The organism is Rothia koreensis (assembly GCF_052232265.1).
GTDB classification, from domain to species: domain Bacteria; phylum Actinomycetota; class Actinomycetes; order Actinomycetales; family Micrococcaceae; genus Rothia; species Rothia koreensis.
Map to the genome: position 1 here is coordinate 2,224,616 of NZ_CP197643.1, position 14,893 is coordinate 2,239,508.

The window sequence follows — 14,893 nt, forward strand, 5'->3', positions numbered from 1 at the left end:
GCCTTGTTCTTTCCTCCGGCAGGTTCCCGGCTTTCGCCGAACCCGGGAACCTGCCGGATTGCTGCCCATCAGTCCAAGTAGTCGCGCAAGACCTGCGAGCGCGAAGGATGCCGAAGCTTCGACATCGTCTTGGACTCTATCTGTCTTATACGCTCGCGGGTGACACCATAGACCTTCCCGATCTCGTCGAGAGTCTTGGGCTGCCCGTCGGTCATACCGAACCTCATCGCGACGACGCCGGCTTCCCGTTCGGACAGGGTGTCCAGGACGGAGTGCAACTGCTCCTGCAACAGGGTGAAGGAGACGGCGTCGGCCGGGACGACTGCCTCGGAGTCTTCGATCAGGTCACCGAATTCGGAGTCGCCGTCTTCGCCGAGGGGCGTGTGGAGCGAGATGGGCTCGCGACCGTACTTCTGAACCTCGACAACCTTCTCCGGAGTCATGTCCAGTTCCTTGGCGAGTTCCTCCGGGGCAGGCTCACGACCCAGGTCCTGAAGCATCTGGCGCTGGACGCGGGCCAGCTTGTTGATGACCTCGACCATGTGGACCGGGATGCGGATGGTGCGAGCCTGGTCGGCCATGGCGCGGGTAATGGCCTGACGGATCCACCACGTCGCGTACGTGGAGAACTTGAACCCCTTGGAGTAGTCGAACTTCTCGACCGCACGGATGAGGCCGAGGTTGCCCTCCTGGATCAGGTCGAGGAACAGCATCCCGCGACCTGTGTACCGCTTGGCCAGCGAGACCACGAGTCGGAGGTTGGCCTCCAGCAAGTGGTTCTTGGCGCGCTTGCCGTCGTGGATGACCCAACGCAGTTCCTTGCGCTCTTCGCGGCTCAGCGAGTCCTTGTTGTCCTTGAGCTTGTGCTCGGCGTACAGACCGGCCTCGATGCGCATCGCGAGGTCGACTTCCTGCTCGGCGTTCAGCAGAGAGACCTTGCCGATTTGCTTCAGGTAGTCCTTGACCGGATCCGCGGTCGCCCCTGGGGCGATGACCCGTTGGGCGGGTTCGTCGTCGTCGTCGGTCGTGGAGATCACGAAGCCGTTGCCGCGTGCGGCAACCGTCTTCTTCTCTTCGGTGTCCTGGTCCTCGTCGCCCTGTTTCTCCGTGGCCAGGGCGTCGACGGTCTCGGTCTCGACCTCGCCTTCGACGATCTCCTCGGTCTCCTCCGGGGCGGTGTCGGCCGTCGTGACTGACGTGTCCGTCGTCTCCTCCGGGGAGTCGGCGTCCACCCGCTTCTTGCCCGAAGTCTTCGCGGCCGTCTTCTTCGGTGCGGACTTCGTGGCAGTCGACTTAGAAGTGGCCTTCTTGGCCGTGGTCTTGGTCTGAGCCGTGCTCTTGGAAGCCGTGGAGGTTTTTGACGACGACGCCGAGTCGGCGCTCTTCTTCGCCCCGGCGGACACCGTGGTCTTTTCCTTGACCTGGGTATCGCCGGATTCCGACTTCTTGTGTGCAACTGGTGACACTCAAAAACCTTTCTTCCATGTCCTGTGTGCGCAGGTGGTTGAAACACCTATGACCCTGTCAAGCCCGGGATCCCGCGTACGCGGGAATTTCACGTGGGCTTGCAAGGCCGTACACACAGGACAACTTGGCATACGCCGCATTTATTCCCTGATCGGAACGTCAATTCGCCGGGCCACGTGAGGTGCGGTGCACCATAGGCAAGACGGGGTCTTCGGTCAGTCATTGTGTCAGATTTTTCCTTCGCAGCCTATTTCTGACCTGCTCCGTTCCTGAAGCCCGCCAGCCACGTGGGCAAGGGGCGCTCGTTCATCGCGACACGCAACCTGACGGCGGCCGCCCTGGCCCGCTGCGTGCGCACCACGTCCAGGTACCGCCCGGCCTGGCTGCTCAGGCCCATGAACCAGCTCAGACAGGCGTTCGCCACATGAGCATCGTCCACGACGGGTCCGGCCTCCAGATGTTCCACCGCGTTGAGAACCACCCTGAGGGCTCGAATCCGTTCGACAGGCGGGGGCGTGCCTCGCTCTCCCCGCATGAGTGCGGCCTCGTCCTCCGACGTCGCCATGGCCGGGCCGCGCCGCAGAGCCAAGGCATCACGAGGCCCAGCGTTCTGCTCGGCCCTGCCGACGTCCAACAAGACAGAGGACAAGAGATCGGACGGCCCGACCGAACGTTCCAACCACCTCGCGGCCGAGGCACAGTCCTCGGCTCTCAGAGCTGCGGTGGCCGAGTACGCCGCGCTTCGAACATCCTGCGGTGCGTCGAAGAACGAAGTCAGTCTGTCCACCGCATGGCGGACCAGATGATCGGCGCCATCCGCTTGTCGGCCACGATCGCGGACGCCCCGGTACCGCATTTTCAGCGATGCGGCCGCCTGGTCTCCGATGGCCGAGGCGAGAGCCCATCGACCGGGCAGACGCCGGTCGTCCATCACGGCCACCTCCGACTCCCGCACGACAAGCCCCCGAAAGGCCAGGGCGGCGCCGAGTGGACTTTCGAGGATTGCGCTCGTCTCCCCGCCGTACAGGATCGGCCACCACTGGCCTGTCGCTCCGGCAGAGCGCTCGTCTGGTCGCACGGAGTCCGCTCCCTGGTTCCCAGGGAGGGGGCCGAACCCCTCGACAACACTCCCCCAGGACCCGTGGGCCCGGTCGACGACCCACAGCCCTTCTCTCGAGACTCCGAGATCCGCGCACCTTCGGAGCGCGACCATCATAGCCGAGACCCCTTCGGCGTGACGGGGAACGCCCGGCCGCGTCGGGCTCGTTGCGTCCGTCTCCTCGGCAGCGGAAAGGTCGAGGCCGGATCCGCTCGTGAACACGGCCGCGAACACTCGGGTGGTGGCAGGCGACGAAACCAGGGTTTCGACGATCCGATGCAACCCGTCGGCCCATTCCAGCAACTGTTCAGGGTGGGACGGCAGGTCCATACGGGCGCAACCACGCAATTCGGTGTCCGTCGCTGAAACGAGCATCAGAGATTCTTCGGGCCAGTACCCCAGGGCATAGACCATGTAGGCCAGAATGTCCTCCGGTTCTCTGGCCGGTGTTTCGTCCGCCGCGGTGTACGCACCCGGTGTCATTGGTCGGTTCATGCCCTCACCATGCCTCAGCCCTTGCGGAGGGCAGACCCGAGATCTCGCCAAGGGTCCCAGGACGTGGACAACCTCCCGTTAAACACGTGAAGCCACCTCCCTGTGGAGATGGCTTCACGTTCCCGCGGTTGAGCGGACGGTCAGGAACCGGGTTCGCTGTCATTGTCCTCGTGCTCCGCCAGGAAACGCTCGATGGTCTCCCCGAGTTCGTCTGCGTCGGGAATCTCGGATTCGTCCCGCGCCAACAGGGACCGCGGGCCGGACTCGGTGATGGTCTCGTCGTATCGCTTCTCCAAATGGCTCACGACACCCTGCACCTCTGCCGAACTTCCGACCTGTTCGTTGATCTGTTGTTCGACGTCGCGTCCCGCCTCCCGGAGGTGGTCGGTGGGCAAGTTCAGCTTGGTGGCCGCGCTGAGATGCTCCAAGGCCGTCACGGCGGCCTGCGGCAATTCGGCCTCGGACAAATACTGCGGCACGTTAACGGTGTAACCGACGGTGTCGAAACCGCGACGCCCGAATTCGACCTCGAGCAGGTGCCCGGCGGATGCCCCCAGTTCGGCCAGGGGTTTCCACGGCGAGATTCCCTGAATCAAGTCGTGTCGGTTGCCGTGCGCCGTGACGGGCAGGGGACGCGTGTGCGGAACCGGCATCGGCATCGAAGCGACGGACGCGACGAGACGCACCCGAAGCTTTTCAGCAAGCTCTGTCACGGCTTCGCTGAACCGTTGCCACTGCAGGTCGGGCTCCGGGCCGGCGAGCAGCAGGAACGGCTGCCCCAGGCCGTCGGTCACGGCATACAGCTTCAGCTCCGGCATGCTGACGTCCTCGAAGTGGTCCTCGATGAAGCGGACTCGCGGCCGACGCGACCGGTAGTCATAGAGCTGATCGACGTCGAACTCGACGACTTCTTCGGCGTCCAATTCAGCCAGGATCGCTTCCGAAACCTGTTGTGCGGTGAATCCGGCCTCGGCAAAACCCGTGAGGGAGACCACGAGGTCGAGTCCCTTGAGCCGCGGGTCGTTCAGCAGACCCTGGTGACCCAAATACAGCTTCTGTGGATCTTGCATCGGCTTACCCCTCACCTCGTCTCGAGTCGGCCGTCCTGACGACGGTCCGGCTGCTTCTGGCAAATTATCCCCGCCTTCCTCTCCATCCACCAAGCGCAACGCCTAGGCTGGAGCATGGGAACCAGCAGAAATCCTTGTACGACTACAACAAATTCAATGAGCTGAGTATTTCCCGCAACGCTGTGAGGCAGGGCGCATTGACTCGCCCACAGCGGAATCGCTTCCGTATCCACCGTTCACAGCAAGGAGCATGGTTTGACTGAGTCCACCGACCTCGCATTTTCCGTCATCAGCCCGGATGCCGACGCCATTGAGGCGCAAGCCCTCGTCATCGGCGTCGTCAAGGGCGACAACGGGCCCGAGCTGGCCCCTTCCGTCCTCGACGCCGACAGCGCGGACGCCATCGAAGCCAGCCTGGGGGACTTGGGCGTCACGGGGGCCGAAGACAGCCTCCAGCGCCTTCCGGGCTATGGAGACGAAGGCCCGGGCCTGATCGCCCTCGCGGGGCTGGGCTCGTTGCCTCGGACCGGCCCCGGACGGCTGGATGCCCTGCGGTCGGCCGCAGGCAGCGCCGTCCGACAGCTCATCGGGCTGGATTCGGTTGCGCTGAACCTGCCGGCAGAGAGCCTCTCGGAAGTCGCGGCACTTGCCGAAGGTGCCGCCTACGGGGCCTTCTTCGACCCGGGGCAGCGCACTGACGAGGAAATCCGGTCTCGGCGCCCGGTATCCGACGTCGCGATCGTCAGCGGCATCGACCGGGAGGCCGCCGATGAGGCGCTGGCCCGAGCTCTGGTCCTGGGCGAAGCGGTGGACAACGCTCGCCGCCTCGTCAACCAGGCTCCCAATGACCTGTACCCGGAGACCTTCGCCGATCGCGCGGTCGAGCGGGTCAGCGGAATCGACCACGTGACGTGCGAGATTCTCGACGAGAAGGACCTGGAGGCCGGCGGGTTCGGAGGCATTCTCGGCGTCGGGCGGGGCTCGGCACGGACCCCGAGACTCGTCAAGGTCGACTACAACCCCGACAATGCGCGAAAGAGCGTCGCGCTGGTCGGCAAGGGCATCACCTTCGATTCGGGCGGCATCTCCTTGAAGCCCGGCGCATCCATGATGACCATGAAGTGCGACATGGGCGGAGCCGCCGCCGTACTCAACGCGGTCGCCGCCGCCGGGGAGCTCGAGCTGCCCGTCCGCGTCACCGGGTACCTGTGCATCGCGGAGAACATGCCCTCCGGGACCGCAACCAAACCGAATGACGTGCTGAGCATGCGCGGCGGAAAAACGGTCGAGGTCCTCAACACCGACGCGGAAGGCCGACTCGTCATGGCCGATGGGCTCGCCTACGCGTCCGAATCGGATCCGGACTACCTGCTCGACGTCGCGACGCTCACCGGAGCCCAAATGGTCGCCCTGGGCACGCGCCACTCGGCCGTCATGGGTGAAGAAGAGCTCCGGGGCCGGGTCATCGAAGCCTCCGAACGCGCGGGCGAACAGTTCTGGCCGATGCCCCTGCCCCCGCACATGAGGGGCGAGCTGAATACCGAGGCAGCCGACCTGAAGAATATCGGCGCGGGTCGCAATGGTGGAATGCTCATCGCCGGCCTGTTCCTCCAGGAATTCGTCGGTGAATCCGAAGGGAAGAAGATTCCCTGGGCCCACCTGGACATTGCCGGGCCCGCCTACAACGAGGGCTCGCCCTATGGTTTCGTGCCCAAGAACGGCACGGGCGCTTCCGTGAGCACGCTGGTCAGTCTGATCGAGGATCTGGCTGACTAGGACCTGTTCACGCCGGACGGCACACCGGGGGCGCTTTGGGGATGTGAGTAGCCTCTCCAGGGCGCCCTTTGTGTCAAGGTGTCAATAAGTGGAGTCGGAGCCGACCTGAGTTATAAGGTGGGATCGATTCATCATCAGCGACGGGCAGTGAAGTAGCCCGTACCCAACGCGCGAGGGAGCGTTTCACGTGGCCGATTCGGCAAATGCTTTCGACATTCTCATTCTTGGCGGCGGCAGCGCCGGTTATGCTGCCGCTCTTCGATCCGTTCAGCTCGGTTTCAGCGTCGGGCTGATCGAGAAGGAAAAGGTCGGCGGAACATGCCTCCACTGGGGCTGCATCCCCACGAAGGCGTACCTCCACTCTGCTGAAGTCGCGGAAGAGGCCCGTGAGTCCGAGAAGTACGGCGTCAAGGTCAAGTACGAGGGCATCGACATGGGTGCCATCCGCAATTACAAGGACGGCATCATTGCCGGCAAATTCAAGGGTCTCCAGGGCCTGTTGAAGATGCGCGGCGTGACCGTGATCGACGGCGCCGGCAAGATGACCGGGGAAAACACCATTGAGGTGAACGGGACCGAATACACCGGAAAGAACATCATTCTTGCTTCCGGATCCGTCTCGAAAACCTTCGGCCTGGAGATCGGCGGCCGCATCCTGACCTCGACCCAGGCCCTCGAAATGGATTACCTGCCGAAGTCCGCCATCATCCTGGGCGGCGGCGTGATCGGCTCCGAATTCGCCTCGATGTGGAAGGCGATGGGCGTGGACGTCACCATCATTGAGGGACTGCCCCACCTGGTTCCCAACGAGGACCCCTCGATCATCAAGGTTCTCGAGCGCAGCTTCAAGAAGCGCGGGATCAAGTCCAATTTGGGGACCTTCTTCGAGAAGGTCGAACAGGACGACGACGGCGCCAAGGTCACCCTGACCGACGGCAAGGAATTCGAGGCGGACATCGTTCTCGTCGCCGTCGGACGCGGTCCGAACACCGAAGGACTCGGATTCGAAGAAGCCGGCGTGACCATGGACCGAGGGTTCGTCATCACCAATGAGCGCCTCCACACCGGCGTCGGCAATGTCTACGCGGCCGGCGACATCGTCCCCGGCCTGCAGCTAGCCCACCGTGGTTTCCAGCAGGGCATCTTCATTGCCGAGGAGATCGCGGGCCAGAACCCCGTGATCGTCGAGGACATCAACATTCCCAAGGTGACGTTCTCGGACCCCGAGATCGCCTCCGTGGGCTATACCGAGCCCAAGGCCAAGGAGAAGTTCGGCGACGACAACATCGAGGTCGCCGAATACAACTTGGCAGGAAACGGCAAGAGCTCGATCCTCGGAACCGGCGGCATCATCAAGTTCGTGCGCGAGAAGGAAGGCCCCATCGTGGGTGTCCACGCGATCGGCAAGCGCATCGGTGAGCAGATCGGTGAGGCCCAGTTGATCGTCAACTGGGAGGCATACCCTGAGGATGTCGCCAAGCTCATTCACGCGCACCCGACCCAGAACGAGGCACTGGGTGAGGCGGCCATGGCCCTGGCCGGTCACCCCCTGCACGGTTAGCACCGGGCTCGTCCGCAGATCGCCAGAACTTACACAGGCACTATTCACAAGGAGAACGGGAAGAGACGATGTCTGAAACCGTAGAACTGCCCGCACTGGGCGAATCCGTAACCGAAGGAACCGTTACCCGCTGGTTGAAGTCCGTGGGCGACACCGTCGAGGTCGACGAGCCGTTGGTCGAGGTCTCGACCGACAAGGTCGACACCGAGATCCCGTCCCCGGTCGCGGGCACGATCGAGGAAATCCTCGTCGACGAGGACGAAGAGGTCGAGGTCGGCGCTCCTCTGGTGCGTATCGGCGACGGATCGGGAGCTTCCGGATCCTCCGATTCACCGGAACCGGCGGCTGAGGAACAGCCCGCAGAAGCACCGGCCGAGCAGCCCGAGCAGGAAGAGGCTGCCGCGGAGACACCTTCGGCACCGGCCGAGGACACTCAGGAATCTTCCGGTTCCGCCGGCGGGGAAGGCCAGGAGGTCACCCTGCCTGCTCTCGGGGAGTCCGTCACGGAAGGCACCGTGACCCGTTGGCTCAAGTCCGTCGGCGACACCGTCGAGGTCGACGAGCCGTTGGTCGAGGTCTCGACCGACAAGGTCGACACCGAGATTCCCTCCCCCGTTGCCGGCACCTTGCTCGAGGTCAAGGTCGACGAAGACGAAGAGGCCGAGGTCGGTCAGGTTCTGGCCATCGTCGGGGACCAGGGAGCATCGGCGCCCTCGAGCTCCTCGGACTCCTCCGGTCAGGACGAGGCTCCCCAGCAGGAATCCGCTCCCCAGGCTGAGCCGGAACCCAAGCAGGAGTCCGCGGAACCCGCCCAGGAGAAGGTCAAGGAAGAACAGCCGACCGCGACGCCCAAGGCCGAGGACAACGCCTCGAACCAGGCATCCCAGGGTTCGGACTCGACGAAGAACTCCGGCGAGATCTATGTGACCCCGTTGGTTCGCAAACTGGCCAAGCAGGAAGACATCGATCTCTCGACCATCGAGGGCACCGGTGTGGGCGGACGCATTCGCAAGCAGGATGTCCAGGCCGCGATCGACGCCAAGAAGGCGGCTGCTCCCTCGGAGAAGCCGGCACCGGCTTCCGAGGCACCCGCCGCATCCTCCCAGTCCTCCGCTCCGGCTCCGACACCCGCCGTGGACACGGAGAAGCGAGGCAAGAAGGAAAAGGCCCCGCGCATCCGGCAGACGATTGCCAAGAGGATGAAGGAATCCCTCGACGTGTCGGCCCAGCTGACGCAGGTCACCGAGGTCGACATGACCCGCGTGTCCAAGTTGCGCGATCGTGCGAAGAAGTCCTTCCAGACTCGCGAGGGCGCCAAGCTGACGTTCCTCCCGTTCTTCGCCAAGGCTGTGGCCGAGGCGCTCCAGCAGCACCCCAAGCTGAATGCCTCCTACGACGCCGAGGCCAAGGAAATCACGTACCACGACTCCGAGGACATCGCGATCGCGGTGGACACGGAGCGCGGTCTGCTGGTTCCCGTGGTCTCCAACGCGGGAGACCTGAACTTGGCTGGTCTGGCCAAGAAGCTGGCCGATGTCGGCGAGCGGACCAAGTCGGGGCAGATCGGACCGGATGAGCTCTCCGGAGGCACGTTCACCATCACGAACATCGGCTCCTTCGGTGCCCTGTTCGACACCCCGATCATCAACCAGCCCCAGGTCGGAATCCTTGGAACCGGTTCGATCGTCAAGCGTCCCGTCGTCGTCACCGACGCCGAGGGCAATGACACGATCGCCGTCCGCCAGATGTGCTACCTGTCGCTGACCTATGATCACCGACTGGTCGACGGTGCCGACGCCGGCCGTTTCCTCCAGACCCTCAAGAAGCGTCTGGAGGACGGCAACTTCGAGTCCGAGGTCGGACTCTAGGAGTCGTATCGACAGATCCCCGAAAGCGGCCGTTCCCTTCCCTGGGAGCGGCCGCTTTCGTCGGTTTCGGCCTCGGGTGCGACCCCGCGCACATTTTGGTGTCACTGCGTCAGCAAAACCGTCGCACGAGACTAAAATGAAGGCATGTCTTTTCTCATGTCAGTTCTCCTCTTTCTGCACATCGTAGGAGCGGCCCTGGTCTTCGGCCTGTGGGTGGCTTACTTCAAGCCTCCGCGAGTGGTGCCGGCACAGTACTATGCGGCACTCCTTCAGGTGGTCACCGGCCTGATCATGTTCGGAATGCTCGAAATGCAAGGCGGCGCGGTGAACCACGCGAAGCTGGGAGTCAAGCTGGTCATCGGCCTGGTGATCGCCGTGGTCGCCTTCATTGGTCAGCGCAAGTACAAGCGTGGCGAAGAGGTACCCACGGGAATTGCGCACGCGGTCGGTGGCTTGAGCCTGATCAATATCGCGGTCGCAACCTTGTGGAACTAGGTCTCAGTTCGGAACAGATTCCACGGCCTTGATTCTCCAGGAGCCGGTGGCCCGGTCCAGATGCAGACGGATGCTTTGGGTCGTGCCACCGGCTCCTTGCGCGCCGGGAGTGGTCTTTTCCCACCCGGAGACGACAAGTTTCGCCCTGACCCGAGCCAGGCTGTCGTTTTCCTCTTCGACCACGATGTCCTCGGCTCGGGTCCTGAGGTCGCCCCACACCACCGATCTGGAGCGAAGGGTATCGATGCAGTCCCTGTCTGCCTTCTCGACGTCGCTGCCTGCCACGGCATATCCTCCGATCAGTGAAGGGTCCCTGTCCCTGAGCGCCTTGCCCCTCTCCGCGACCAGATGCTCGACGGCCTCGGCGGCTCCCGCCGGCTCATGCGTGTCGGTTGGGTCGCCCCCACCATCGACGGTCGGTGCCGCGAATATCGGCGAGACTTCCTCGACATCCCTCGGGTGAGGCGCCTTGTCCGAGGTGGGCAGAGGGCGAGAAGCACCGTGGACCGCGGCGGCGACCAGCAGGAGCCCTATCACCATGGCCTTCCACCGCCGTCGTGCGGCGTGCACCAACGGCGCAAGGCACCGAAGTCTGGACAGCGGGCCAAGCCTCGCGGCGACCCGAGCCCGTCCCCTGGATGCCGTCGGTTCGACATCCGGCTTCCTCACCGTCACACCTCCGCGCGTCAAAGAACGTCCCCTCGATGGCCCTGGCCTTGCCGGGAGGCGAGGGGCGAAGTCGGCATCGGCCGTGGAATGCAGGTCGATGGGAAGGGCATCCCATGCTCCCCGTACCACCAGCGCAAGCTCCTGCGCCTCGGGGCGGGCCGACGCATCGGGGTCCAGAGCCGCTTCCAACACCTGGACCACATTCTTTGTCGCGCTCGGGCAACTCATCGGCAATGGAATCCGATGTTCCCACGGGCCTGGGCTCCGACCGGTCAGCATCCTCCAGGTGAGCTCCGCGAAACGGAGGACATCATCCGCGGGCGTTCCCGCGGATCCCGGAGCGCCGCCTCCACCCGACCACGGATCCGGCCACGGAGGCATCACCACGGACGCCGCTCCCCTGGTCAGAAAGATGTTGGAGGCATCGACTCCTCCGTGGACCAGGCCCTGACGGTGCAGCCAGGACAGGGCCCGGCCGACGTGCGCGACCACCCCGGCACACTCTTCCGGCTCGAGTCTCCGGCGGCTCTGCAGCACCCGGTCGAGGCAACCGCCCTCCGGGAATTCCAGGACGAGGAAGGGCAGGAACGGATCGCTCGCGGAGGCTTCATAAGTGTGCAGGATGTGCGGGTGCCGCATCGAACTCCGGTGCGTGTTGACCTCCGACGCCCACATCGTGGGCGCATTCTCGAAGGCCGCTGCTTTTCCGCCCGGGCGCGGATGGATCGTGATCAACCGTTCCGTGCTGGCTCGGTGCCGGGCCGCACGCTCGAATTCGTTCCGGGACGTGATTCCGGCGGCAGGCAGGGCTCCGTCCACGCCTGCCTCCCGAAGCCGCGCGTACCAGAGCGAGGCCCCTGAGCCTTCACCCACCTTTTTGATGAGTCGGTACCTGTCCAGATCCGCCGCCGCGAGGTCGGCGGCCTCGGGCGTCTCCACCATGCTTCGATCCATGCTTCAGAAATACACCCTCGATCATGAGAATGATCACGTTATCCACAGGCCTCCCGCATCTTCGCGCATTTCGTCGACATGCGATTTAGAGCGCCCGAAGCCCAGTTGTAGGCTGGTCACATGTCATTGGTCATGAATCGGGTCGGTCTCGCACCCGAGTACGTGGACTATCGTGAGGCCCTCGCACTTCAGGAGGAGATCCACCACCGCGTCAGCAACGAGGAACAGGACAACACCGTGCTGCTCCTCGAACACCAGCCGGTATACACGGCCGGCAAACGCACGGAGAAGCACGAGTATCCGAACGACGGCACGGATGTGGTCCCCATCGACCGGGGCGGGAAACTGACCTGGCACGGGCCCGGAATGCTGGTGGGCTACCCCATCCTCAAACTTCCGGAACCTATCGACGTCGTTCGCTATGTCCGGATCCTGGAAGAAATTCTCATGAAAGTCGTCCGTGATCTCGGCATTGACGGACAACGCGTCGAGGGACGTTCCGGCGTCTGGGTCCTTGGCGAAGGCATCGAGCCGGACAAGAAGATCGCCGCGATCGGGATCCGGGTCTCGCGCAACACGACCATGCACGGGTTCGCCCTGAACTGCAACAACGACCTCGGGTCGTTCTCCAATTTCATCCCGTGCGGGATCACTGACGCTTCGGTCACCACCATCAGCGAGCAGCTGCAGCGGAACATATCGCCGAGCGACGTTGTTGACCGAGTTGAACAGGAACTATTGGCCAATGCGGACCGCTTGGCAGCGCAATTCGTTCCGCGTGGCGAAGAGGCTACGGCCTGATCAATGACTCGCCAGCCGCTTTGCGGCGAGCCGTGGACATCGAAGGAGAGACCATGCCCATCGCCCCAGAAGGACGCAAGCTCCTCCGCGTGGAAGCGCGGAACGCCGAGGTCCCCATTGAGAAGAAGCCCTCGTGGCTCAAGAACACCGCCAAGATGGGGCCCGAATACCAAGAGCTCAAGAAGATGGCCCGGAGCCAGGGGCTGCACACCGTGTGCGAGGAAGCCGGCTGTCCCAATATTTATGAATGCTGGGAGGACCGGGAAGCCACGTTCCTGATCGCCGGAGACACCTGCACGCGCCGGTGCGACTTCTGCGACATCGCGACGGGGCGTCCCGCTCCCCTGGATCCCCTGGAACCCGCCAAGGTCGCTCGCTCCATCCAGCAGATGGACCTGCGGTATGCCACCGTCACGGGCGTCGCTCGCGACGATCTTACGGACGGATCGGCCATGCACTATGCGAAGACCATCGAAGCGATCCACGAGCAGAACCCCAATACCGGTGTCGAGATTCTGATTCCGGACTTCCAGGGCAAGCCGGATCGCCTGGACATGATCGTGGATGCCGGTCCGGAGGTCTACGCGCACAACGTCGAAACCGTTCCGCGCATCTTCAAGAAGATCCGCCCGGCCTTTACCTACGAGCGGTCGTTGGACACCATCTCGCACGGCAAGGAACGCCGGATGATCACCAAGTCCAACCTGATTCTCGGGATGGGTGAGACCAACGATGAGGTCTACGAGGCGCTCTGCGACCTGCACGACGCCGGGACCGACATCATCACGCTGACCCAGTACCTGCGTCCGTCCCCGCTGTTCCACCCGATCGACCGGTGGGTCAAGCCCGAAGAATTCGTGGCGCTCTCCGAGGCCGCGGAAGAGATCGGTTTCCTCGGGGTCATGGCGGGCCCGATGGTTCGTTCGTCCTACCGTGCCGGTCGCCTCTGGGCTCGCGCCATGGACAAGATGGGGCGGCCGATCCCAGAGCACCTGGAACACATTCAGGACACCGGTTCGGCGCGCCAGGAAGCTTCTTCCCTGGTGGCGGCCGGACTCTGACCTTCCGTCCTCCGCCACGGCAGGATGGCGACGACGCGGCCCCGGGCTCTTCCGCCCGGGGCCGCGTCGTCGTCGCATCGAGTTCGCGAGTCTCGGACACTCCCGTAGAATGGTCGCGAATGCCGGGCACACCGGCGCCGCCCGTACCCGACTGCATTGAGGAAAAATCGTGTCGTCCCAGTCTGCCAAGAACGGCAAGCTCACGCGTGAGGAGAAGCGCGAGGAGAAGCGAAAGAAAAAGGGGTCCAAGCCGGGCTATTTCGCACAGATGAAGCAGGTCTTCACCATGACGCGGAAGTCGGATCCGAACATCACCTGGATCCTCCTTCTCGCCGGTCTGGTGACCCTCCTGGTGTTCTTGCTCGTGGGGGTCCTGTTCCACAACTGGATCACATGGCTGATCATCGGCGTGCCCGTTGCGGTCCTGGTCTGCGTGATGATCCTGTCCCGGAGGGCGGAGAGGGCCGCCTTCGGTCAGATCGAAGGCCAAACGGGCGCGGCCGGCGCTGCACTGTCCACGTTGCGCCGTGGCTGGATCGTCGAGGAGCAACCGGTCGCGGTCAATCCCCGAACCCAGGACCTCGTGTTCCGGGCGTTGGGTCGACCGGGCGTCGTCCTCGTGACGGAGGGACCCGCGGGACGGGTGAATTCCCTGATTGCGCAGGAGAAGAAGAAGTTGAACCGGGTTGCCCCGAACGTTCCGATCCACGTGATCAAGGCCGGCAATGGCGAGGGCCAGACCCCGCTGAAGAAGATCACCAAGGTCATGAAGAAGTACCCGAAGAACCTCACCCAGCAGGAGGTCCACGCGGTGAGCAACCGTTTGGCTTCGCTGAACAAGGGCATGCCGATGCCCAAGGGCGTTGACCCCATGAAGGCCCGTCCGGACCGCAAGGGACTCCGCGGACGATAAGACGGCGTTCCTCACCGTGGATGGGCCCCGACCGATGACGGTCGGGGCCCCTTTTCGTCTTTCGTCGCCGCGCGCGGACCGATGGATCAGTCAGCGGATGCGCACAAGGATTGTACCGATGGCCCTGTCCTGCAACCCACGGCCGTCCTCGTCCACCACCAGAATCGGGATGATCACCGTGACCAGGAGGCCCCGGATGAAACCCTTGCCGAATCCCGCCGGCCTGCCGTCAACGGTCTGAACCTGCATCCCGCAGAGAAAATGACCGAGCGTGTGCCCCATGAAGCCGACCAACAGTCCCTGGTACACCCAGAAAATCCCGGACGTGGCCAACGAATGCACGAGAGAATCTCCCGACCCGAAGAGGACCGAAGAGATTCCCAGACAGATCAGCCAATCGATGACGAGCGCAAGAAATCTCCACGGCACGGTGGCCAGGGAACCCCGGCCGCCCTCCGGCCTCCCGAACCGCTGACCCGGGTACTCCGAGCGTTCCCCGGAGGCGTGGTTCGATGATTGCTGGCCCTGCGGACCACTGGATTCGGAAGGGGGTCGGGAAGATGCCATAGCTCCAGGATATCCAAGGTGGTTCGGCCATACGGGTTATGGTTTAGACAGCGTTCACGCCGTTGCGGTGGTGCACACGACGTCGCCCGAATTTACA

Annotated in this window: 12 protein-coding genes; 7 read left to right on the plus strand and 5 right to left on the minus strand. The window is 63.8% G+C overall.

Annotated features, from left to right (window positions below):
- Nucleotides 1-68: 68 nt before the first annotated feature.
- The 3 genes from ACTSLZ_RS09910 to ACTSLZ_RS09920 form a co-directional block, all read right to left on the minus strand.
- Nucleotides 69-1,466: an RNA polymerase sigma factor gene (locus tag ACTSLZ_RS09910; RefSeq protein ID WP_129315820.1), complete on the minus strand. Its 1,398-nt coding sequence runs from the start codon at nucleotides 1,464-1,466 to the stop codon at nucleotides 69-71.
- A gap of 248 nt (nucleotides 1,467-1,714) precedes the next feature.
- Nucleotides 1,715-3,061 carry a hypothetical protein gene (locus ACTSLZ_RS09915; RefSeq protein ID WP_443094908.1) on the minus strand — a complete coding sequence of 449 codons (1,347 nt, stop codon included), beginning with the start codon at nucleotides 3,059-3,061 and terminating at the stop codon, nucleotides 1,715-1,717.
- Nucleotides 3,062-3,201: 140 nt separating this feature from the next.
- Nucleotides 3,202-4,131 carry a proteasome assembly chaperone family protein gene (locus tag ACTSLZ_RS09920; protein ID WP_129315822.1) on the minus strand — a complete coding sequence of 310 codons (930 nt, stop codon included), beginning with the start codon at nucleotides 4,129-4,131 and terminating at the stop codon, nucleotides 3,202-3,204.
- 255 nt (nucleotides 4,132-4,386) lie between these two features.
- On the opposite strand from ACTSLZ_RS09920, the gene ACTSLZ_RS09925 reads away from it, so the two are divergent.
- The 4 genes from ACTSLZ_RS09925 (at nucleotide 4,387) to ACTSLZ_RS09940 (ending at nucleotide 9,831) form a co-directional block, all read left to right on the plus strand.
- A complete protein-coding gene (locus ACTSLZ_RS09925) occupies nucleotides 4,387-5,907 on the plus strand; it encodes a leucyl aminopeptidase (protein ID WP_443094909.1) in 1,521 nt (506 codons plus the stop codon).
- Nucleotides 5,908-6,094: 187 nt separating this feature from the next.
- Nucleotides 6,095-7,468, plus strand: a complete 1,374-nt coding sequence (gene lpdA, locus ACTSLZ_RS09930; RefSeq protein ID WP_129315824.1) for a dihydrolipoyl dehydrogenase — start codon at nucleotides 6,095-6,097, stop codon at nucleotides 7,466-7,468.
- A gap of 68 nt (nucleotides 7,469-7,536) precedes the next feature.
- Nucleotides 7,537-9,336, plus strand: a complete 1,800-nt coding sequence (sucB, locus tag ACTSLZ_RS09935; protein ID WP_178979990.1) for a 2-oxoglutarate dehydrogenase, E2 component, dihydrolipoamide succinyltransferase — start codon at nucleotides 7,537-7,539, stop codon at nucleotides 9,334-9,336.
- Nucleotides 9,337-9,480: 144 nt separating this feature from the next.
- Nucleotides 9,481-9,831: a hypothetical protein gene (locus tag ACTSLZ_RS09940; protein WP_129315826.1), complete on the plus strand. Its 351-nt coding sequence runs from the start codon at nucleotides 9,481-9,483 to the stop codon at nucleotides 9,829-9,831.
- Between the two features lie 3 nt (nucleotides 9,832-9,834).
- Here the strand turns inward: ACTSLZ_RS09940 and ACTSLZ_RS09945 are convergent, their stop codons facing one another.
- Nucleotides 9,835-11,442, minus strand: coding sequence for a protein kinase domain-containing protein (locus ACTSLZ_RS09945; protein WP_443094910.1), 1,608 nt, complete (start codon nucleotides 11,440-11,442; stop codon nucleotides 9,835-9,837).
- A gap of 132 nt (nucleotides 11,443-11,574) precedes the next feature.
- Between ACTSLZ_RS09945 and lipB the strand changes: the two genes are divergently transcribed.
- The 3 genes from lipB to ACTSLZ_RS09960 all read left to right on the plus strand — a co-directional run bounded on the left by lipB (nucleotide 11,575) and on the right by ACTSLZ_RS09960 (nucleotide 14,229).
- The gene (gene lipB / locus ACTSLZ_RS09950) at nucleotides 11,575-12,255 is read left to right on the plus strand and encodes a lipoyl(octanoyl) transferase LipB (RefSeq protein ID WP_178979993.1); all 681 of its coding nucleotides are present in this window, start codon (nucleotides 11,575-11,577) and stop codon (nucleotides 12,253-12,255) included.
- A 53-nt stretch (nucleotides 12,256-12,308) separates the two neighbouring features.
- The gene (gene lipA / locus ACTSLZ_RS09955; protein WP_443094911.1) at nucleotides 12,309-13,316 is read left to right on the plus strand and encodes a lipoyl synthase; all 1,008 of its coding nucleotides are present in this window, start codon (nucleotides 12,309-12,311) and stop codon (nucleotides 13,314-13,316) included.
- A 166-nt stretch (nucleotides 13,317-13,482) separates the two neighbouring features.
- Nucleotides 13,483-14,229, plus strand: coding sequence for a DUF4191 domain-containing protein (locus tag ACTSLZ_RS09960; protein WP_397556151.1), 747 nt, complete (start codon nucleotides 13,483-13,485; stop codon nucleotides 14,227-14,229).
- A 90-nt stretch (nucleotides 14,230-14,319) separates the two neighbouring features.
- Here ACTSLZ_RS09960 and ACTSLZ_RS09965 read toward each other — a convergent pair whose 3' ends face one another.
- Nucleotides 14,320-14,796, minus strand: coding sequence for an RDD family protein (locus ACTSLZ_RS09965; protein ID WP_443094912.1), 477 nt, complete (start codon nucleotides 14,794-14,796; stop codon nucleotides 14,320-14,322).
- Nucleotides 14,797-14,893: the final 97 nt, after the last annotated feature.